This window comes from Cesiribacter sp. SM1, from assembly GCF_020178975.1.
In the GTDB taxonomy this organism is placed as follows: domain Bacteria; phylum Bacteroidota; class Bacteroidia; order Cytophagales; family Cyclobacteriaceae; genus Cesiribacter.
Map to the genome: position 1 here is coordinate 1 of NZ_JAHXBU010000012.1, position 22,131 is coordinate 22,131.

18 protein-coding genes and 1 pseudogene are annotated in these 22,131 nt (G+C 40.7%); 15 read left to right on the plus strand and 4 right to left on the minus strand.

Translation table 11 applies throughout. The features are described 5' to 3' along the window. The first annotated feature begins 106 nt into the window (after window positions 1-106). The 11 genes and pseudogenes from KWJ01_RS02905 (at window position 107) to KWJ01_RS02955 (ending at window position 11,105) form a co-directional block, all read left to right on the plus strand. Window positions 107-873 (plus strand): annotated as a pseudogene (locus tag KWJ01_RS02905) (IS5 family transposase). Window positions 874-1,098: 225 nt separating this feature from the next. After that, window positions 1,099-1,347: a hypothetical protein gene (locus tag KWJ01_RS02910; RefSeq protein ID WP_224994856.1), complete on the plus strand. Its 249-nt coding sequence runs from the start codon at window positions 1,099-1,101 to the stop codon at window positions 1,345-1,347. A 28-nt stretch (window positions 1,348-1,375) separates the two neighbouring features. After that, window positions 1,376-1,726: a hypothetical protein gene (locus tag KWJ01_RS02915; protein ID WP_224994857.1), complete on the plus strand. Its 351-nt coding sequence runs from the start codon at window positions 1,376-1,378 to the stop codon at window positions 1,724-1,726. Between the two features lie 52 nt (window positions 1,727-1,778). After that, on the plus strand, window positions 1,779-2,900 hold the full coding sequence (locus KWJ01_RS02920; protein ID WP_224994859.1) for a glycosyltransferase family 4 protein: 1,122 nt from the start codon (window positions 1,779-1,781) through the stop codon (window positions 2,898-2,900). 38 nt (window positions 2,901-2,938) lie between these two features. After that, entirely contained in the window at window positions 2,939-4,081 is a 1,143-nt protein-coding gene (locus KWJ01_RS02925) for a TDP-N-acetylfucosamine:lipid II N-acetylfucosaminyltransferase (RefSeq protein ID WP_224994860.1), read from the plus strand. Window positions 4,082-4,168: 87 nt separating this feature from the next. Beyond that, window positions 4,169-5,302, plus strand: a complete 1,134-nt coding sequence (locus KWJ01_RS02930) for a hypothetical protein (protein WP_224994861.1) — start codon at window positions 4,169-4,171, stop codon at window positions 5,300-5,302. Between the two features lie 143 nt (window positions 5,303-5,445). Beyond that, a complete protein-coding gene (locus KWJ01_RS02935) occupies window positions 5,446-6,456 on the plus strand; it encodes a glycosyltransferase (RefSeq protein WP_224994862.1) in 1,011 nt (336 codons plus the stop codon). A gap of 174 nt (window positions 6,457-6,630) precedes the next feature. Continuing rightward, complete coding sequence (locus tag KWJ01_RS02940) at window positions 6,631-8,001, plus strand: hypothetical protein (RefSeq protein ID WP_224994863.1); 1,371 nt, start codon at window positions 6,631-6,633, stop codon at window positions 7,999-8,001. Further along, complete coding sequence (locus KWJ01_RS02945) at window positions 8,001-8,972, plus strand: acyltransferase family protein (RefSeq protein ID WP_224994868.1); 972 nt, start codon at window positions 8,001-8,003, stop codon at window positions 8,970-8,972. Before KWJ01_RS02940 ends, KWJ01_RS02945 begins: the two co-directional genes overlap by 1 nt. A 1-nt stretch (window position 8,973) precedes the next feature. Beyond that, window positions 8,974-9,966: a glycosyltransferase family 1 protein gene (locus KWJ01_RS02950; RefSeq protein WP_224994870.1), complete on the plus strand. Its 993-nt coding sequence runs from the start codon at window positions 8,974-8,976 to the stop codon at window positions 9,964-9,966. Then, window positions 9,963-11,105, plus strand: a complete 1,143-nt coding sequence (locus tag KWJ01_RS02955) for a glycosyltransferase family 4 protein (protein ID WP_224994871.1) — start codon at window positions 9,963-9,965, stop codon at window positions 11,103-11,105. The genes KWJ01_RS02950 and KWJ01_RS02955 overlap by 4 nt, the downstream gene beginning before the upstream one ends. A gap of 420 nt (window positions 11,106-11,525) precedes the next feature. Here KWJ01_RS02955 and xrtX read toward each other — a convergent pair whose 3' ends face one another. From xrtX to KWJ01_RS02965, 3 genes are read right to left on the minus strand one after another with little or no spacing between them, the layout of a single operon-like run. After that, entirely contained in the window at window positions 11,526-12,122 is a 597-nt protein-coding gene (gene xrtX, locus KWJ01_RS02960; protein WP_224994872.1) for an exosortase X, read from the minus strand. Continuing rightward, window positions 12,070-12,279, minus strand: coding sequence for a PID-CTERM protein-sorting domain-containing protein (locus KWJ01_RS28235; RefSeq protein ID WP_370634642.1), 210 nt, complete (start codon window positions 12,277-12,279; stop codon window positions 12,070-12,072). The genes xrtX and KWJ01_RS28235 overlap by 53 nt, the downstream gene beginning before the upstream one ends. 34 nt (window positions 12,280-12,313) lie before the next feature. Next, window positions 12,314-16,297 carry a T9SS type A sorting domain-containing protein gene (locus KWJ01_RS02965; RefSeq protein ID WP_224994873.1) on the minus strand — a complete coding sequence of 1,328 codons (3,984 nt, stop codon included), beginning with the start codon at window positions 16,295-16,297 and terminating at the stop codon, window positions 12,314-12,316. A gap of 146 nt (window positions 16,298-16,443) precedes the next feature. Here KWJ01_RS02965 and KWJ01_RS02970 point away from each other — a divergent pair, with 146 nt between their 5' ends. Both KWJ01_RS02970 and KWJ01_RS02975 read left to right on the plus strand, forming a co-directional pair. Beyond that, complete coding sequence (locus KWJ01_RS02970) at window positions 16,444-17,001, plus strand: WcaF family extracellular polysaccharide biosynthesis acetyltransferase (protein ID WP_224994874.1); 558 nt, start codon at window positions 16,444-16,446, stop codon at window positions 16,999-17,001. A gap of 79 nt (window positions 17,002-17,080) precedes the next feature. Next, the gene (locus KWJ01_RS02975; RefSeq protein ID WP_224994875.1) at window positions 17,081-17,854 is read left to right on the plus strand and encodes a glycosyltransferase family 2 protein; all 774 of its coding nucleotides are present in this window, start codon (window positions 17,081-17,083) and stop codon (window positions 17,852-17,854) included. Between the two features lie 10 nt (window positions 17,855-17,864). Here KWJ01_RS02975 and KWJ01_RS02980 read toward each other — a convergent pair whose 3' ends face one another. After that, on the minus strand, window positions 17,865-18,734 hold the full coding sequence (locus KWJ01_RS02980) for an outer membrane beta-barrel protein (RefSeq protein ID WP_224994876.1): 870 nt from the start codon (window positions 18,732-18,734) through the stop codon (window positions 17,865-17,867). Window positions 18,735-18,957: 223 nt separating this feature from the next. Between KWJ01_RS02980 and KWJ01_RS02985 the strand changes: the two genes are divergently transcribed. Then, window positions 18,958-19,722 (plus strand): ParA family protein, encoded by a 765-nt coding sequence (locus KWJ01_RS02985; RefSeq protein WP_224994877.1) that lies wholly within the window; start codon window positions 18,958-18,960, stop codon window positions 19,720-19,722. Between the two features lie 71 nt (window positions 19,723-19,793). Then, window positions 19,794-20,174, plus strand: a complete 381-nt coding sequence (locus KWJ01_RS02990; protein ID WP_224994878.1) for a hypothetical protein — start codon at window positions 19,794-19,796, stop codon at window positions 20,172-20,174. Window positions 20,175-22,131: the final 1,957 nt, after the last annotated feature.

Consider the following 22,131-nt stretch of genomic DNA (forward strand, 5'->3'; position numbering starts at 1 on the left):
GCAAAATGGCTGTACTCAATGCAATTAGAAACAAGATCATTCACAGAATCTTTGCCTGCGTCAGAGACAACAGAAAATATGAAAAAATCTATACAACTGCGCTTGATTGAACCATAGAAATCGCGGTGATGTTGATTGGGAGCGGATAGCACCTTTACTACCAGGTAAAGAAGGTGATGTAGGACGCACAGCAGCGGATAATCGCCAGTTTTTAAATGAAGTTTTGTGGATTGCCCGCAGTGGAGCGCCCTGGAGAGATTTACCCGAGCGCTATGGGAACTGGAATTCTGTGTTTCAGCGCTTTCGTCGCTGGGCCAAGAAAGGCGTCTGGCAAGAGATCTTTGATGCACTTCAGGAGCCTGATTTGGATTGGCTGCTGTTAGATTCCACTATAGTGAGAGCCCATCGCAGCGGCGAACCGTCAGCACGCTGCCGGTCAAAAAAACGACCGCCCAAGCTGAGGCTTTAGGCAGAAGTCGGGGAGGTTTTTCTTCCAAGCTTCATGCTGCCTGCGATTCTTTGGGAAGCCCTCGCCGCTTCCTGCTTACACCAGGTCAGGGTTCTGATCATGGACAAGCCCAGGGGCTTTTAGGTGATGATGAGCCTGGGGCAGTGGTAGGGGATAAAGGCTATGACAGCAAGACTTTTGCTGAATTTATCGAGCAGCGGAATGCAAAAGTGGTAATTCCTTCTCGCAGAAATGCTAAAGAACCCAGAAGCATAGATGAAAACCTCTACAAGGATAGAAATAAAATATAGAGATGCTTTAACCGAATGAAACACTATCGCCGAATAGCAACCAGATATGACAAAACCGCATCCAGCTACCTGAGCTTTGTCTACCTGGCTGCTAGCATGATACTGTTACTCTAATTGTCAACACAACCTAGTAGTCCTGTCACAAAATAGGAATGTGCACTAGAGTATACTGAGACCATTATTCAGCACAACTGCATTTTTGGGGAGATTTAGTCATTAGGAGTTAGTTAGCACTGGTTAATACGGATGAAGACTTATGATTACGGTGAAGTAGATCACCTGAACTAGTATGCTAAAACAAATAATTATTCTGTCTACACATAAAGAGGATAATATAAAATGAAAGATAAATTATGTATTGTTGGTGCAGGTGGATTTGCCAGAGAAGTGCTGTGTTTAGCTTTGGATATTTATAACCTCACGCCGGAACAAGCACAAGGGAAGATAGTTTTTGCCGTATCTGATGCATATCATCACCGAGATGCTTTACTGGGTTTTCCTGTACTATCATTAAGTGATTTCAAGGCTGAAGAATATAATTGTTGTTGCCATTGCCGACCCTACTGCAAGAGTCAAAACAGTAAATGAATTGCCAGAGGGTACCACTTTTGCAACCTTGATTCATCCTTCGGTTTCAGCTTTACGCTGGACAACAGTAGGAGAGGGCAGTATAGTGTGTGCTGGTACCATTCTTACATGTAATATAAAAATAGGTAAACACGCACATTTAAACTTGCACACGACCATTGGTCATAATTGTGTAATCGGAGAATATTTTACAAGTGCACCTGGAGTACATGTATCTGGTAACTGCACTTTTGGCAATGAAGTATCCATTGGTACTGGAGCCTCAGTTCGGGAAAAGCTAAGTATTTGTTCAGGAGCTACTATTGGTATGGGGGCTGTTCTTGTAAAGAATATTGAAGAGCCAGGTGTATATGTGTGGAATCCTGCAAGGAAAAAATAGGGTTTTCACAAGATTAGTGTAATTGAATTATGTTAAAATGTTTTAAATCTGAATGATTAATATAGCGGTGATAGAACCTTCGGGGAAACTTTATGGATCTGAAATGGTACTTTTGGACATTCTGAAAAATGTAAACAGAAGTAAGTTCAGCTTTACTGTATTTTTACCTGCAAAATCTCAACTTTCAATACTGCTTGAGGCGGCTAATATAGCCTATATAGAAACCCTGGTCTCTGCTTCAGAAAGTGCATATAAAAAGATTATAAGCTATTACAATACAAATAAGGAAATAGTCGCTGGTAATTTTGACCTAATCTTTGTCAATCAGGCCGGTATTCTAAGACCAATTAGTATTTTAAATAATATAAGAGGCAAACTGCCAATTGTTTGTGAGGTGTCGACACTTGAAGATGCCCATTGGATGAACAAGAAATCAAGGTTTACATTACATAGGGTAAAATCTTTTATAAGCAATTCAAACTTTATTTCTAATAATCTGAATATAAAGTCATCATCTAAAAGTACTTTATATTATGGTTATGAGCACAAGGGACTCAAACGTATTGAAATTGCGTATCAGGAACAGGATTTTAAAATTGTCCTTTTAGGAAGAATTAGTAAATCCAAAGGACATTTTTTATTGATAGATGCGGCAAAACAGCTACGAAAGTATCCATTTACGTTTTACATCGTTGGAAGTGCTCCTTCTGAAGATATCCAAAAGGATTTTGAAAGGAAAATTAGTGGAGCTGGACTTGAAGATATGTTTGTTTTAAGAGGGTTTCAAACAGATATTCAGAAGGAATTGTCGGGGATGCATGCTATGGTGGTGCCAAGTCTGCTGGAACCCTTTGGCAGGATCTTCTGTGAAGCTGCAGAAGCTGGTTTACCCACGGTGGTTTCAGACAGCGGTGGGTTGGGCGAGCTTGCCCGGCATTTTAAGTTTGGACTTCGCTTCAAAGCCAATGAGCCAGAGGATTTGGCAAAGAAACTGGTTTTGCTGTATGAGAATTATGAAAAAATAGCAGCAGAAGATTTATCCCACGGAAAGAGGATGCTCAGTAGGTTGAACATGAAATCGTATATCAGTAGAATTGAATTTTTGCTTGAGAAAGCTGCTGCTAATGGGGAAGTTAGTGTAGATTGGCTTGGTGAAGAACAAGTAATTACATAGATAATAGCTGCTTTATTTCATAGAACAGGAAAATTGCCATGCTCCTCCATATTTGTGATGATGAAAAATTTATTGATTTTGCTATTAGCCAGTTTGAAGAAGTGGCCCCTGGGAAAAACAAATTTCTGGTGCTAATTGATTCTTACAGGCATTCTTTCACTTATATCAAACAAACGGATAAAGTAGTACCATTTGTACTTCAGGAAAACACGCTAAATTATAGTCAGGTAAAAGCTGTTATTATTCATTATCTCACAGAAGAAAAGTGCAAAATAATTAACTCTATACCTGCTCATATACCAGTAGTGTGGTTGTTCTGGGGACAAGACGCGCAGAAAAGTTTTACGGACATCAACTATAAACCTAAGACCAACGCGTTGGTCAGGCGGTTATTCGGCTGGCAGGAATCTACACTTATGTACACTAATTGGGCGAGAAGACTGGTACTACCTTATAAAGAAAGGGGTAAGGCCTTACGCCGGATTAATTATTGTGCTCCTGTAATATCTAATGAACTGGACCTTATGAACAGGAAATTGGGTCTCAGCTTAAAAGAGTTGGCATTTACCTATGGCTATTTAGAAGCCATAATTCCTGATTCATTAACTAATCTAAGGATCAACGGAAAGAATATCCTGGTTGGAAATAGCAGTTCAGCGGCATGTAACCATATTGAATCATTTGACCTAATCAAAAGGAGTAATGACTGGCAAGACCGTAAAGTGATTGTGCCACTGAGTTATGGCAATAAGCGGTATAGAAATGAAATTGTGAGGATTGGGAAAGACTATTTTGGGGAAAACTTTGTACCGATCATAGACTTTATGCCGCTAGAAAAATATAATGCTTACTTGTCCAGTTGTTCTGTTTCAATTATGAATCATAACCGGCAGCAAGCACTTGGAAATATTATTATTCTTCTATGGTTAGGAGCACGTGTTTACATGGATACGGTTAATCCTTTGTTCCAGTACTTGGTGAATAAGGGTTTAGCTGTTGAGTCTGTACAATCTGTAATGGAACAAGGCGTTGGATTTAGCTTTGAGGAAGCTCTTTCTGTGGATGATGTTGGAAAAAACAGGCTTATTTTGCAAAAGCTTTTCAAAAGAGAGGTTGTTTTGAATAATACAAAGCATATAGCAGATAAATTTTTGAACTCACAGAATACGTTCGTTCTCTAATCGAATAGATGGAATAATGACTAGGATAATACGCGCTGTGAGATTGAATTTTGAAAATAGAGTCAGTGGATTGTGATAATGTGTGAAGTGAAAAAGACAAAAATTGCCATATTCCACTACCAGCCCATTGAGTATTATCCTCCTGTGCTCAACCTTACAGAAGTATTTGCTGCCAGGGAAGGGGTGACTATTTCACTGTTTACCTGTAAAAGCTATTTAAATGAAGTATATAAAGAACCTAGCCAGAGGGTAAACATTGTTCGCTCTGCATATCCGAGTGCGCATAAAAGCTCACTGCATCGCCTGTTTGCCTATGGCAGACTTATGGCCTCTTGGCTGGTACAGCTTGTGAAACTTAAGCCGGATGCTATTATTTATTATGAAATTTTAAGTGCACCGGCGGTGTGGCTGTACCTACAGTTTCTTAGGGTACCATTACATATTCATTATCATGAATACCTGGAGCCCTCTTTTTTAAAAAGAGTTTCTTTTTTATCAAAGGTGTGTTTTCTGTTTGATCGTGCGCTACATAAAAAAGCAGTGTCTATTTCGCATACAAATGCGAGAAGAGTAGCCTTATTTGCGCAGGATTTTCCTTCAATTGATCGAAAAAAACTGCTTGAGCTTCCTAATTTCCCCCCATTACACTGGCGTGTAGCAGCAAACGGAGAAATGGTCAGCTCCAGTGCTTCTACACTTAAAATTGTGTATGTAGGATCATCGCTGGTACCCGGTAACACATTTTTAATTCCCCTGCTAGAATGGGTAAAACAGCATCCGGAGCTGGAGTTAGCCATATATGATAGCAGACCTAACCAGGCAACTGTGGAGATTATCAGGCAGCTGCACTCCAAACGCATTACCCTGATCAGCAATGGAGTTCCCTACCATCAGTTACCAGAGGTGCTATCGCAGTACCATGTAGGCGTAATTATGTATAAAGCAGTTAACAAAAATTATATACACAATGCACCTAATAAATTATTTGAATACCTGATTTGTAACCTGCAGGTGATATTTGCAGAGGAGATGGAGGGCATTTATCCTTATATATTACCCGAATACAGAGACAAAATTATACCCGTGGATTTTACCACTCAGTTAAATGTAGCGTTGGTAAAAAGGCTGCAACAGGGAAGAGAGCACGATGCACAAGCAGAGCCCGTATACACACGGGAAGGTGTTTATAGCCTGCTATTGAATCGGCTTCTTTCATGGTAGCACCCAAAAAGCTGATTGCTATACATGTTTTTAGCCTTGTATAGGTAGTCGGAAAATGATATATGGGCACTACCTAGTTGACGTGCGATTCAGCATGCGATGGAAGAGTTACAATGCAAGCAAACCACTTATCAGGCATATACTTGAATAACATATTATACATAGGCCAGTACACACCTGGTACCACCTCCAGGATGCGTGCAGAAGCGCTGGAGAAATTTGCCTTACACACTACCGTTATAGATGTGCATGTGCCGTTTTACCAGACCTCAAGGATATGGCGCTCGTTTGGGTTTCGGTTTAAACATGGACCTCTTGTCGCTAACACCCAAAAATACATCCTCGACCATCTGTCAGAGCAGCAATTTGATCTTGTATGGGTGGATAAGGGAATTTTACTGGGTCCGGCCGTACTGCAAAAGCTACAAGAGCAAGCTGATAAAGTGGTGCATTATACCCCAGATGCTGCCTTTTATCAAAACCAAAGCCAGCTGTTTAACCAGAGCCTGCCCCTGTATACTGCCGCAATTACCACCAAATCTTTTGAGCTTGTGGAGTATTATAAGTTTCTGTCTCCTGATAACGTAATACTTACAACACAGGGATATGATCCTGCCGTGCACAGACCTTACCATACGTTTGAAGAAAAAACGCGTGAGGTAGTTTTTGTGGGTTTGTACGAACCAGCCCGTGCTACTGTTATTCAGTCACTTATCCAGGCAGGCATACACGTTAGTCTGGTGGGGTATGGCTGGAAAACCTTCTTTCAGAAAAATTTTAAGTGTAAGGAATTAGAGTACCTAGGGGATAAGATAGCCGGAGAAGCATACGGCCACTTATTAAGTAGCGCCTATTTTGGCATGGGCTTACTCTCGAAAAGGTTTCCAGAAAAACATACCACCCGTACATTTGAAATTCCCGCCTGCGGCACCTTGCTTTTAACCGAAAAGAATCTTGAAACCCTTTCCTTTTATTCAGCCGAAGAAGTTGCATTTTATACAGATGTACAGGACCTGATTCAGCAAATTATTTACCTGAAAACGCATAAGGATGAATTGAAAAAACGTACTGAAAGGGGTCATGAAAAGGTAAAAGAGGCCGGTTATGCGTATACGACTTTGCTTAAAGCGGTGCTGGACAAGCTAGGGGTGTAGCCTGAGCAAAACTAGGGATGCTAGGAGTTCAGTACCACAACCTGCGGTAGCATCGTAGAAGCATACGTGAATGTAGGTTTCTCCGTTAATAACAGACCACAGCTTATTACTCTAGGTGCAGGGTTTATTTCACTTAGAAATAGGTATCTTTGTGCAAATTCCATTTAGTTACTAGTGACGTCGGTTAATCTACTGCAATCGCATTCTTACCAGCCGTTTAAGGCACAAACAGCAATTCTGTTCCTGTCATTTGCTGTTTTTTTAATATGCACCTTAAGCGAGTATTTCTATACAGCACTGGGGCTGGGAGTGGCTACCTTTGTTTTCCTGCAATTATTTTTTCAGCTGGGGCGTACCATCCCCGTGCTGGAAATCATGCTTACCATGGCAGCCGCTCAGTGGATTATCGGACCGTATATCGACTACCAGACGGAAGCAGAACATTTTAAATATAAGATGTATGTAGAGGAGCTGGAATACATGCAGGTGGTTGTGCCTGCGTTTCTTGCCTTTGTGGTAGGTACACTATGGGCTACGGGTAAAAAGGTAGTGGATGTGCAGGCAATTCGCGCCCTGGTAATGGCGCAGCCACAGTTGCCTTACTGGCTCATTGGAATAGGTATCGTGGCTACCCTGGCAGGCGCTCTTGTACCCTCCGCCTTACTATTTGTGTTCTTTCTCTTATCTAATTTAAAATACATTGGACTGGGGTATCTGCTGTTGACCGATTCCAAATACAAGTGGCACATTCTGGCCGGAGCACTGTTGTTTGTGTTAGCCAGTTCGATTCGTGCCGGACTTTTTCATGATTTTATATTGTGGTCGATACTGCTGTTCTTTTACGTGAGCTTTGTAAAGCGCTTTTCCATCACGGCGAAGCTATTAATTCTTGGCATCAGCTTTCTCTTTCTCTTTTTGCTGCAGTCGGTGAAGCATGAATACAGAATGCTCACTTGGGAAAATGAGTATAAGGGGGATAAGATTGAATTGTTTACGTCTCTGGTACTAAATAAGCTCTCTGGCATCGACCAGGCAGAGGAAAACCAGGTGAATGACGTGAATACACGGCTAAACCAGGGATGGATCATCTCCTTGATTCTGCAGCGTTATCCGGAACAGGAACCGTTTGCTGAGGGTGAAACTGTGATTGCAGCCATAGAGGCAAGTGCGCTACCGCGATTTTTAGCTTCTGATAAGCGAGGCGGCGGCGGTAAGGAGACGTTTGAACGGCTTACGGGCTTAACACTACTAGGTGGTACCGCCATGGGGGTAAGCCTGATGGGAGAGTTCTATGGCAATTATGGTCCTAGGGGAGCGATCATCTCATTCTTTGTGTGGGGGGTGTTGCTTAATGCCGTGTATAACCGCTTTTGGAAGTTACAGGCTACTTTGCCCTCGATAATGTTTTGGTTACCACTTGTTTTCTTGCAGGTGATTAAAGCTGAATCGGACCTGGTTACAGTACTTAATCATTTGATTAAGTCTCTTATTTTAGTTGCTTTGATAATTTTTGGTTCAAAAAACTTCATGAAGATTAAGGTCTAATGAGCACATACAGACTTTCATCTTTAGACATTGCCAAAGGGATGCTTATCATTTTGGTTGTGGTGGCACATTTGCCAGTGGCATTGCGCGATGAAGTTTATTACTTTCATATGCCAGCATTTTTTATTATTAGCGGTGTGTTTCTTCCACCTGCAGAAAAATTATCGCCTGCCTTCATCTGGAAAAAGGTTTATTCCTTTGTCATACCCTATATAGTCTATCTCTTAAGCATAGGTATTACATACCAGTTTTTGAATGGTACGCTAGATACTCAGAGTATTATTAAGTTACTGCTTGGTGGTAGAGCACTTTATGGGCCTCTTGGCCCGTTCTGGTTTATAAGTGCACTTTTTGTAAGCCTGCTGTTTTACTACTTCATAGAACAATTTTTTAGGAATAGGTACTATAAAAAAGCTTGTATTCTTCTATTTTACATAGTAGCGCATGTTGAAGCTTTTGTGTTCAGTATAGATTCTTTACTCTTTTATATACCTCTTGCTGCAGATGTTGCTTTATTGATTGTACCGTATTTGTACGTAGGCAGGTATCTTCGATCTTTTATGGCGAAGCTTGAAATCAGCACAGCTACAGCTTTGAAGCATCTTTTACTTTTTGCACTGCTGGCAACCGCAGTGCTGATTGCTATCCACTATCAGGTTGTAGACTATCAGCTAGACATGAAGTATGTAGGGTATAATTATCCTTTGTTTGATGTGTTGATTCCAGTTATATTTTTGTTCGCGATTGTTTCTTTATCTGCTTTATTAAATGGAACTATGGTTGGAAAGCTGCTGGAGTTATTTGGTATGGCCTCTTTGGTGATCATGTATTTACATCTACCATTGATTTACCTGGTAGGTCGACATAACCATTTAGGTGTACTCATCCTGACAGGATGTCTTCTGCCTTTGTTATTATATTTAGTATTTCGCAGAAACAGCTTCACCTCAATGATCTTTTTAGGAAAATAGTATGATTACCTTTTTCTTTCGTAATAATCGTTCAGGTGCTTTTAGCATAGAGGAACTATTTCACACAATTCAAAAAGAATTACCAACTGACTGTACTTTTCAAAGTAAAAACGTACCAACAGCAGGCACCAAGCCACTGAACCTACTGTTGAATATAAATTTTTCACGTCAGCATCAGACAATGGTAAATCATATCACCGGGGATATTCATTATGTAGCTCTTGGATTACCTGCCAATAAAACAATCTTAACGATACATGATCTTCGTATACTAGAACTGGGGAATCCTCTCAGGCAGTACCTTTTGAAACTTATCTGGTTTACACTACCTGTACAGCAGGTCCGGTTCATTACTGTAATATCAGAAGTAATCAAGAAAGAACTATTATCTAATGTACAGGTTAAGGAGCATAGAGTAATAGTTATCCCAAATTGTGTTTCTCCTGCGTTTATTTTTATTCCAAAAGAATTCAGGCAATCTTCACCAGTTATTTTACACATTGGTACCAAGGAAAACAAGAATTTGGAGCGGCTAATTTCAGCAATTGAAGGGATTAAGTGTCATTTGCGAATAATCGGAAAGCTGAAGCTACAGCAGCAGGAATTGCTTACTAAACATACTATTGATTATTCTAACGTTTGTGACCTAAAATTCTCTGAAATTGTAGAGGAATATCAAAAATCCGATTTGATAAGTTTTGTAAGTCTATACGAAGGATTCGGCATGCCAATCATAGAAGCTCAAGCCACCGGCAGGCCTGTAATTACCAGCAACTGTTCCTCAATGCCCGAGGTTGCAGGTGATGGCGCCTTGTTGGTAGATCCTACTTCTGTAGAACAAATCCGTGATGGTATATTGAGGTTGATTGAAGATGAAGACCTTAGATATGATTTGATTCAGAAAGGCCTGGAAAATGTAAAAAGATTCGATGCGAAATTGATTGCAGAACAATATGCTGCTTTGTATCGGAAAATAGCTGATGAAAATGCATGAAGAAAATATTAGTGTTCATCGACTGGTATGAACCAGGCTATCGTGCTGGTGGACCTATCCGATCTATCAAAAACCTGGTAGATTATTTTAAAGGAGAAGCCTGCTTTTACATCATCACCCGAAATATAGATTATCAATCTACTGTACCTTACAATTCTGTGATTTCTGATGCCTGGAACCAGGTGGAGCCTAATGTATCAGTATACTACTGCTCACAGCAGCATTTGGGCAAAAGAACATTTAAAAGGCTGTTCGATGAACAGGAGTGGGATATAATATATATCAATGGCATCTACTCATGGTTTTTTTCTCTTCTTCCACTATGGCTTTTAAGAGGTACTAACTCTAGAATAGTTGTTGCACCCCGGGGTATGCTGGCAGCTGGTGCCTTAGGGGTAAAAAGCTTGAAGAAAAATGTTTTTTTGTGGCTGGCCAGGAAAAATGGGTTCTTCAGGGATGCCGTTTTTCATGCTACCCATGCAGGAGAAGCCGATGAAATTAAGCGACACCTGAATCAAGAGGCCAGTATAGTGGTAGCACCAAACTTAGCTGCCCAGGCGAAAGAATTAAACTGGCAACCAAGAGTAAAGCAAAAAGGCGTGTTACGGATGGTGAGCATTGCCCGTATATCTCCTGAAAAGAATACTAAGTACGGACTTGAAATTTTGAAATCACTTGCTTCAGATCTGCAAGTAGAGTACCATCTATATGGACCAATAAATGATCAGCAGTACTGGCAGGAGTGCCAGGAGGTTATCAGTAAACTTCCACCACATGCATCTGTAGAATATAAAGGAAGCCTTGCAAACGATCATGTTGCCTCTACTTTGAAAGATTACCATGTGCTTTGCCTGCCAAGCAGGGGCGAAAACTTTGGCCATGTTATATTAGAAGCACTCACCGCTGCTATCCCTGTGTTGATCTCCGACCGCACACCCTGGAGGGGATTGATTCAAAAACAAGCAGGATGGGATCTTCCGCTGGAAACGCCGGAGCAGTTTTCCTTTGTCATTGAACAGCTGGCTCAAATGGAACAAACGGAATATGATAGCTGGTCCAGAGCTGCCTTTGCGCTAGCTGTGGATAAAATTCTGGACGAGGAGGTGTTACATGACTACCGTAGGTTACTGGAGCTTTGATCTAGCCACCAGAGGTAGGGTAAAATTACCAAAGAAGGCAGGGGGGAGAGAATGAACTCTTTTAATACTTGCGCTCCCCGTAATATAAGAGACATCTCCAGTAAGCGATTCCCAAGAAATAAAGCAGCTGCCAGTAGAGAAATCACGCTATACACGATCAGGAGTTTATTCCACCAACTTTTGTCACGAGTGATGCTGTGCAGCAAAAGGCTGTTCCCACTGTAAAATAGCAAGAGGTAAAAAAGAAGGGAAGGGGTTTGTGCTACAAAACTACCTGACAGAGCAGCCTCTTCTCCCAGGCGCCTGATGGCTATGAAATGGAGAGGTGGGTGCCAGAGGAGGAGGTACTCCTGATGGATATACCCCAGGACCAGCATGATGAGCATGCTTGCAATGGCGATGAATTTCTGCCCTGTATTATTAAGCAGTGGCAAGCCTTTTTTGTGTGATTGTGGGGACTGCAAGTTTGTTCACCCACAACATCCAAAGCCCGAATACGGCCGCATAGATTAGGATGGTGAAGGTGTACTTGTGGTTGAAATCGAGCCAGTCAGGATGGTAGATTTGACAAAGCGTAAGCACAACCACTCTAGCTACATTCAGCATGAATAGAAAGAGCAGCCCTATCGGAATAAAAACTATTTTTTGAATAAGCTGCCTGGGGAATATCAAAACAAACCCTGCAAAAAGAGAAAAAACGGCTAGTCCATTACAATTGGCGGCAATAATCAATAATGCCTCGTCCTCCATAAGTATAGCTGTTCCTTCGGAAACTGCTTCTATGTGGAGGCTGTAGCCAAATAAATTCAGAAATTGCTGCCCGGCAAGGGCCGTAATATTAATAAGAAAGCGGTCTGGTTGCTGGAGTGGCCGTAAAAATCCTTCATACACCCCAAACCACAACATCAACAAAACAATAGCTTTGATAATGAAGATGAGTGTAGGATTGTTTTGAATTATCCTACTACTCATCAATATTAATCTTCTTATTGTTGATGTAAAGCTTACGAGCTCCATAAGCCAGGCCTGCAGCAGCGAGTATACTTATACCACCATCAACTGGTATTGCTTTGGGGCCACGTGGCGGACCAGGGGGCCTTGGTTGAGCCACTCCTACAAAGCATATCAGCAGAAGCCCTAACAATAACACAAAGTGTCTTGAATATTTTCTCATTCAGTTCAGACGAATAGGAGTATAAATCTAATAATTAATTTTTAACTATCCTTACTCTTGCTTTATTACTACCTTCCTGAACTTCAACAATGTACATACCACTACGAAGTGTACTAAGGTCAATAGTTGTAACATTAGCTGATATCACATTACTTATGGGAGTGATCAGCAGCTTACCTTCTATACTATATATGCTGATGTTAATTCCACGGACGTCATTCGTTGTAGTGCTGATCTGAAGCTGACCACTTGTTGGATTAGGCCAAATTTTTACACCCATTTTGGCTAAATCCTCCAATCCTAAAACTTCAAAACTATAAGGATCTGAAATTTGAGAACAACCATTTGATTGGATCAGCTGAACGGTATAGTTACCTGTTTGTGTGGGTTCTAATTGTGATGCAGTAGCTCCTTCTACAATTTCACCATCCAGGAACCACTGGTAGGACCCTGCACCGGAAGCCAGCAGCTTTCCTTCCTGTTCAGAAATCTGTGGTAATTCTACAGTTGCTACTTCAGCAGATACCAATACACGCTTACTTTCACAACCATTCTGGCTTATAATGCTCACATAGTATGCCTGAGTCTGTTCAAGTAGTGGCGTTTGATAAGTGTTGGTTTGCGTGGTAGCTTCAGGTGCTTCTGCTGATTCGCTGGTATACCAGCGGTAGCTGCCACCTTCAGGAGCACCCTCTGCTTTCAATGTAACAGAACCCTGTCCGCAGGAAACTCCAGAAGTAACGCTGGTCACTTTATAGATAGGTGCAGCGTCAAGGGTCGCCGTTTGTGCAAGTGTTACCTTTTCGCATCCTTCTCTGAAAGCTTTAAAGCTTAGGGTGGCGGATTTACCGTCTAACAGAGCAGTAGGAATTGAAAAATCAAGTGTGCTTTCTTCTCCGGACTTGGCTTCACCAATCGCTTCGCCATTTAGGTAAGGCTGGTAGAGAATCTCGTTTTGTATGTTTTCTAACACTACTTTGATTTCAGCACTGCCACAAGCTTGTTCCGTTTTCATTACAACCTCATGCTGTATTGGTGCGTAGGCAGCTAATACTTTGAAACGCTCTTTACCAAAACTCTTTGGATCGGCAGTTACTGTGAAATTGTACTGGGAGGATTCTCCTAGTGCAACTGTTTCTCCTGTGTATGCATCAACCAGGCTAAATTTAACAGACCTGGTAAATGAATCCATTTGCCTGGTGCTGAAAGAATACTCCCCAGGTGCCGTGTTGTCTAATAATAATGGGATTTCGCTTGTACAATTAAACCATGGAACAAAGTTGTAAGCAAGATCTTCCTGATTGGCACCTAAGCTTGAAAGATTGAAGAAGGAATTTTTTAGTTTGTAGGTATCACGTTTCTGATCGTAACCTGCTGATGCATCTTCTCTGAAGATGATGGCTGTCTCATCCTTCAAACCCTCACTTGAAAGTGACAACACCAGCACATCTTTAGGCCGAGCTTTACGGAAAAACGGAACAGAGGCATTAGGGACCTTATCTGTTTCGCTAATTGTTAATACAGGTGAAGGAGCGATGGCATTTACCCAGAATCCCTGACCACTTGCTATAAATTCTGAACCGCCATTCAAGCCTGTTTCCACATCTTCCACAGCATTGAATGAGGCATAACCATAGCCATTTTCTGTATCCTGGCTGTGATCAGAAATCCAAACAGTTGGATCAATATTGTTATTGTCTTTTACTTTATTATAAATACTAACCCATGAGATGGAGCTGGGGTATGGATTTCCCAAAAGATTCCAGCCATCATCAATGTTATCATCAAAGTTACTATTAGTAAAGGTAAGAGGAAAATTAAGATCGCCCTGATGTACGATTCCTTTTACATAAAGGGTTACATCTGTACTGCCAACTGCTCTTTCAACTGCATAACCATTGCCTACTACCAGTGCTGCACCAGCAGGAACTGCTTCCCAGCCTGTATTCACATCTCCCTCAACAGTTTCGTCATAGGTATAAATAGTAGGTATACTTGATTCTGCCGGATCTATCGGCATACCTTTGAGGTCAGTTAAAGTCGGTTTACTACCATTTGCTTTTTCAGTGACCGGGGTGGCAACATATCTAAAGACCAGCCCTTTATCGACCATAAAACGCTGAACCACCATTTCACCTGTGATAGCAGCACCATCCGGAAGTGCAGCTACGTTTGCAGTTAGTAAATTGTCTGAAAGCAAAGTAAAGTTTGCAGGTGTAGAAAGAGTTCCATCCGGATCAAATTGTACACCAGCTCCAAGTGTTAAAGTACTTTTAAGACTTTGATCTGATATAACCTGTACACTTGGATTAGAAATTTCCAGGTTGTAGAAGGTTGTCGGACTGTTACCACCAATATTTTGTTGGGTTGTGGTACCTGACAGATATAATGTTGTTTCTCGGCTATTGTAGGTACCGTTGCTCATCCAGTCACCACCCAAATTTATGTCAAAATCATTTGCATCAAGTGTTGCACCTGTAGATATTACCAAGTCTCCATCAACAACAAGATCTTGCTGTAAAATTTTATGGCCTGCATTGCTGAACTCAATATCATAGAAAGCTTGCTCCAAGGAATTGATGTTCTGCACAGCCGGACCAGCTCCATTCAGGATGACTTTACCACCTGCATGCCTATAAGTACCACCAGCGTTCACCCAATCGCCAGCAACCGTTAAGGTTTCTCCATTTTGGTCAAGGGTTGTACCTGGCTCAATTGTAAGTGTACCATTAATGGTAGCTGCATCCTCTAAAGTTTTAGTACCACTACTAGCAAACTTTGTATTGCCAAAAGGCTGATTATTTGATGTGATTAGTTGATCACTACCATTGAAGTTAAAAGTAGAATTGGAACCATTGAAAATGCCTCCAATGTTTATCCAGTTACCTACTACATTGAAATCAACATTTGATGCAGAAGCACTAGTAGAAGTAGCATCTACTTCTACATCATTCAAGTTCAAAGTTGCAGCACCTGTTCCTGATGACTTCAATATACTGCCATTTTTCAGCAAAGTAGAGCCATTAACCGCTATGGTTGCTCTACCAGTACCAGTTCCACTTTGTAATAATCTAACTAAATCATAAGTACCACTGCCATCAACAATTAGATTTCCACCTAAAGTTAATGTAAATGGAGCCGTATCTGTAAATCCCACAAGTTTATTGCTTCTTAAGTTTAAATTACCGGTCACATTTATAACAACGTTAGTCTGCTTATAAGCTAAATAAACAGCCGCATTCTCACCAATAATAAAATCACCACCAATATTGAGTGAATATTCTGATGATAAAGTTGTTGTTATGATAATACCAGCGCCAGAACTAATAATCTCGAAATTTTTTCTTACAGATTTTATATGGCCACCAAGATTAAACATCTTTCCTGATTCTAACTTCGCTAAATCTAGCTTTACATTATAGTAGTTTTGATTTAGATTGAGAGGTGCTGTAGTATTTGATGTGTAACCAGTCATCAAGAATGTAGAACCATCTTCCCATGTTGCAAAAGGTATAGTACCTCTACTTGTAGAAAGATTATGATGATATGTTCCACTTCCCTCAACGATGAAATTTTCAGGTTCGCTATTTTCTATTGATGAACCAGGGTTCAACTGTAGTATTCCCCTTATAATCACTCTGCCTCCTGTTTCAAATCCTGCTGGCTCTACATTCAGTCCGACTGAATTCCCGCCTACTAATATGACTGTAGAATTTTGTGCAACTATCACAGATGCGCCTGCTGTAACATACACATCAGATAAATTAATTAATGTTGCACTAATAGTCATCTCATCACCAGAAGAGATAGTGACAGTGCCATCTGCTCCATCACTTTCATTAGGATATTCTGTTGCATCCACCCAACTAACATTTCCAAAACCATCATCTTCACCTACCAGCCAGTTAGCTGGGTTTGTCCATTCTCCAGACTGTTTGCTCATATAGTCAGATTGAGCAAAAGAAAATAGAGGCAGAAGTAGCATTAAAGTAGTAAGCCAGTAAAGGTTCGATCTCATAAGGTGGAGTTATACTAATATCTCGAAGGAGTAAAATTAAGAATTTCTGCTGCAGAAATATTAAACTATTTGTTAAATCTTTGCACCTAGACGATATTGCGCTGTCTGTAGTTGGAAATATTTGTGTGTTATTTTCATCATTCTAAATGAATCATCAACGGGTAAGGCTTGATCTTTATGATAATAGCTGGTATTCACCTGGTGCCGGCAATTTCAAACGTATTTTATGGTATGTAATAAATGTTGTTTTTTTTATTAATCCTCTTAACCCTGTGAGCAGCATTAAGGTAAGTTTACTTCGCCTGTTTGGTGCTACAATAGGAGAGGGGGTCGTAATCAAACCGGGGGTAAATATAAAGTATCCCTGGAATCTTTTCGTTGGCAACCAGGTCTGGATTGGAGAAGGGGTGTGGATTGATAACCTGGTAAAGGTAGCTATAGGGGATCATGTGTGTATCTCACAGGGAGCCATGTTACTCACAGGTAATCATAATTACAAAAGTCAAACCTTTGATCTTGTGGTGAGCCCTATCATGCTCGAGAATGGCTGCTGGATAGGGGCCAGGAGTACAGTATGTCCGGGCGTTAGCTGCGGCACTCATTCAGTATTGGCTGTAGGTAGTGTGGCAACACATAATCTGGAAGCCTGGACAATCTATCAGGGCAATCCAGCCAAAGCTGTACGTACGCGCACTGTTATTTGACAAATGCTCCGATAAAATTACATTTGCACATTCTTTAGATTTCCGTCCCTTAAATTAGTACAGCATAACACCTTTAGCTGTGAAGATCTCAATTATAACAGTTGTATACAATAACGTAAACACCCTGCGTGACACAATAGAGTCTGTGTTGTCACAGGATTATGCTGATATTGAGTACATCATTGTGGATGGCAAAAGTACCGATGGTACCGTAGAACTGGTTCAGTCTTATGGAAACCGAATTCAAAAGTTTATTTCTGAAAAGGATGAAGGTCTCTATGATGCCATCAACAAAGGAATTTCCATTGCCTCCGGGGAAATCATAGGCCTGCTCCATTCAGATGACTTGTTTCACAAAACCACAGCTTTAAGACAGGTTGTTGAAGCATTCAGACAACAACAAGTTGACTCAGTCTATGCCGATCTGCATTATGTAGATAAAAACGATACCTGGAAAGTAATCCGCAACTGGAGAAGTGGGAACTACCACAGGGAAAGCTTTCGCAGGGGCTGGATGCCTCCACACCCGACTTTTTATGTACGCAGGTCCATCTACGAAACCTATGGGCTTTATGATACTGCGTTCAAAAGTGCCGCTGATTATGAATTAATGCTTCGGTACCTTTATAAACACAACATCAGCACGCATTATATTCAGGAAACACTAATTGATATGCGTGTAGGTGGCACCAGTAATCATAGTATCCTGAACCGGCTGCGTGCTAACCGGGAGGATTATATCGCCTGGAAGAAAAATAACCTGTCGCCCAGTTTTTACACCAGGATACTTAAGCCGTTAAGAAAAATATCCCAGTACACTGTACTTAGAAAGTTAAATCTTTTCAGGAGTTAAGGAAATCGCTTTAAAATTTAGCTCTTCTGGTTTGTCTTCTTGCAGGAGCACCTGGAGTGTAAATAACTTTCAAAGCACTGATCATGTACCAGTCATTATTTCCAGGATTTCCCCTGTAGTTCGAGCCCAGATATCTGGCATCTCTTCCTTCTCTTTGCCTGAATTCGTCTCTTCTGTCAGATAAAGCCCGTGCGAGTGGACTACTTAATGAACCCTGTGCAGGATATACTGTGCTGGCATCATCCATATAATCACTCAGGGTATAGCGGTAGCCAAATTCTGCAGAAATATCGAATCGAGGAAAAACATCATGGTAAGTAAGTCCGATACCGAATGGTACCGTTAAAAGCAGACCACTATAAGATACATTTTCTGTTTCCAGCGGACGCAGTCTGTGCCACTCTCCCTCGTAGTACGCTTTTGGATTGTTGGTTGTGAAGCCCAAGCCCGCAAAGGCATATGGATTTAGTATTGGCTTGTTAACCCGGCTATACTTATTATATAAGTATCCGAGTACTGTAACACTGCCCTCAAAATTATCTGCCCTGAAGGAGAGGTTACGATCATAGATGGTATTGTCGGGATCATTCAAACTGTCAGCACCGGAAATCCTGTACCATAATAATTCGCCACGTAGCTGAAAATGCCTGTCGATTCTGTATTGAACACCAGCACCTGCAGTAGGCTTGGCCCACAGGTTTATAGATTGTTTTAAATCTCCAAAGTAAGAACTGATTCCTGCACTACCAAGATAAGAGAATTCTCCGATGCGCTGCATGCGTGACTGGTAGTTCCTGCGAATCCGCTTTCTGCGAATCTGAGCATCAGCAACACTGGTTATTAAAAGAAGGCAAGCGAGGAAGAAGAAAATTTTACGCATAGACCGCGTTTTTTTTAAGATGCAATATATATAATAAAGTATAAATACACCTGTTTGTGTAGGCAAATTGTGATTTTAGAACAGTTTTTAGCAAAGCGAAAATACCCATCTGCATTTTCTTGCAAGTCCCGGTCACCTTCATTAATATTGGCAACATGTTCAACAGCATGATCTATCGAAACTCTAAAAACATTAGTAACATTGATAATATACGTAAGATAGTATGACAAAAGTAATTGCATTGAGCAACCACAAGGGGGGGGTAGGGAAGACCACATCTACGGTTAACATTGGAGCTGGCCTTGCACAAAAAGGGAAGAGGGTGCTGTTGATTGACATGGACCCACAGGCTAATCTTTCTCAATGTTTTGGTGTGCAGGAACCGGAGTTTACCATATATGGCGCACTTGTAGGTGAGCACGAACTAAAGCCATATGAGGTTCGTGAAAATCTTCATGTAGTACCTTCCACGCTTGACCTGGCAGGTGCTGAAGTTGAGCTGGCATCGAAGATTGCAAGGGAGACGATACTTAAAAAACTGGTAGAAAAAATCAAAGACCAGTATGATTACATTTTGATAGATTGTGCTCCTTCATTAGGATTGATCACGATCAATGCTTTCGCTGCCACAGACGAAATTTACATACCTCTCCAGGCACAATTCCTGGCCCTGCATGGTTTGGACAAACTGCAGGATATCGTAGAACTGGTGCGGGAGAATATAAATCCCCGACTGCACATCAGTGGTGTATTTACCACTCAGTTTGATGGTCGGAAAGTACTGAATCGCGATATTGCTGACTTGGTTCATGAGCACTTTAAAGACAAAGCTTTCAAAACTGTTATACGTGATAATGTTACCCTGGCAGAAGCGCCAAGTCACTGGCAGGACATTTTTACTTATAGCCCAAAGTGTAATGGAGCACAGGATTATGCAGCGCTGGTTGATGAAATTCTTGAAAGACAGGAATTAAGTAAAGCAGTTTGATAATTAATACTTGTGTTACCAATATATTTGGATAACTTTAAGTTCTTAGTGTTACATGTATTAAATCTAGAATGGCACAACGCAAAAGCTTTCGGGGCGCAATAGATAAAACAAATATTACTGATAAGGGTGGGATCAAAAGCCTGGTTGGATCTAACCCAACGGGTCAACCATCACCTAAACTGGCAGAAGAAGAACCTGCATCAGCTGCTGAAGAAGCAAAAGATATACGCCAGACCTTTGTGATCAGGGAGGATTATCTCGAGCGATTAAAGGATTATGTACACATGATGCGCATCACAGAAGACTCATACTACACCCAAAAGGATGCAATGCAGGATGCGCTGGATAAACTTTTTGAAGCAGCCGGTGAAATACCTGAACGTCCTGATAAGTTAAAGGAACGGGAAAAAGATCGAGCCAGCAGAATAAGAAAAGCTAGAAGAAGCTAAACATTGATAATCGGAAAGCCACCACCAGGTGGCTTTTTTTATGAACATCAAATGCTGTTATTCATAATATTCATGCCACCATTAATATTAGTGTTATATGATGTAACTAGTATCATCTTATTACCTATGTTACTTATGATACAATGGAATTGCATTGTTACACTCAAAATTTAATTCAGCTTTGTATTGATGAAAAATTATTTTTTGAGCTAACAGATCAGCATCACAGCAATTAGCAAGAGGTTATGTTACCTGATATCACGGTGATGCTTATGTTACTTATACTACTTGGTATCATACTCTTATGCATATTACCATTGTTGATTATTACATTGATTCCTATTCAAATCAATACACAGAACAACAGGAATTTAAACATTGTGCTGAGTGTAGCTATTTAGTGATAAGTAATATGTTGGTTGTGAGTTGGAATCTGCAACGAGGATATGGCTAAACAATTAATCTATTCTTCCTAAATAGTATCGATAGCCCCATTCCTGATAAATCAGGCAGCCAGGTTGAAAATGTAGGCACTGGCGAGATAAGGAGGAGGGGTGGTAGTGGCTAATTGGGATTTGGCAGGCCCATGTATAATTATACCATTACTCCGTATTTACAGCAAAAAGCCTGCTTCCGCAACGGAAGAAACAAGAATCTGTCTGGTGCAACAAGAACAGGGAGTGGTGCTGAAGGCAGAAGTGCGTTGAAAACAAACCATCACCACGAGCAATGATGGCTCACCAGCCGGGATACTTACCATTTCTTTATTAATGGCTCCCTGAAATAGGTTCCACACCTTCGGTAAATGGAAACGCTTTTTGCGGTAAACCGGAAGGTGCTGTAAAAAAAATTCCGAAGTGAATAGCGTACAGACAAAAGTAAGGCTGAAATAATTGTTCGTAAACTGCGTGTACTATCTGTGCACAAATAAAGTAACCCCAAAGGCTTTTTTGCTGCAAAGTCTGCCAATTGTCTTTAACCGTAAGATATCTTCTGATTTAGTGACTATGGCTGATATGTATTATCAATATAGTGTTACCTATATATCTTAGCATCATGATTAACCTTAATAACATAGCTTTTATCATGTTACTATACAATACGTTTATTCTTGATAACATCCTATATAGTGGACTTCAGCACTCTTTGCCTTAGAAGATGACACTAAGAACCATTTTCCCCTGACAATCCAGCTGTAGCTCAATAGCTAAGGGTGTATGGTTAGCCAAAGGCAAAGGAAATTTTGGTGAAGCTATAGGATCTTTGATTTAGTAACTAATACTTTATCGATGGTGGCGCATTGATATCCAGGGGAAGAGTTCAGGAACCTTGAATGCTGCTCAATTTTAGCTTGCACATACCTGGCACAGCCATTTAAGAGCAGGTGTTCATTCAATAATTTCACGACGATAACCGAATTTTACTAATCTTTTGATCTTCTTTGGGTGCTATTTAATCTTTAGGTTTGAGCAACCAAAGCGTTCGTTCATATAACAAACAATGTTCAGAATATTTCGCCTTTCTTTGATTGAACATTGGTATGCAAGCTTTTATAAATTAGATACTCAACGCGACAGCCTTCACCAATCAAAGAAAAAAACTGCGACAAGGGTGCTTTACCTATAAATTGTACGATAGTGGCTATTCAACTTATGTATTACGTATATTATTAATCTAATAATGTAACTTAGGTATCACCAAGTCACTTATGTTACTTGTATTTTACCTTAATACTATATTATTTATTAACATCTGTCGAAAATCTACTATGATGTATATTATCGTCTTTGAACAGTGATTTGCTTGCCATTAGCACCAGACAGATCTATATGCATATTCCGTTAAAACTGAACAGGTTATTCCGGGTAAAGTGAACACCCTATAGGAATGGATGAGTAGAAGCGTTAGTTAAGCTACTTTATTTTAGGGGTTATTGCTAAGGGTTGATTTGAGCTTA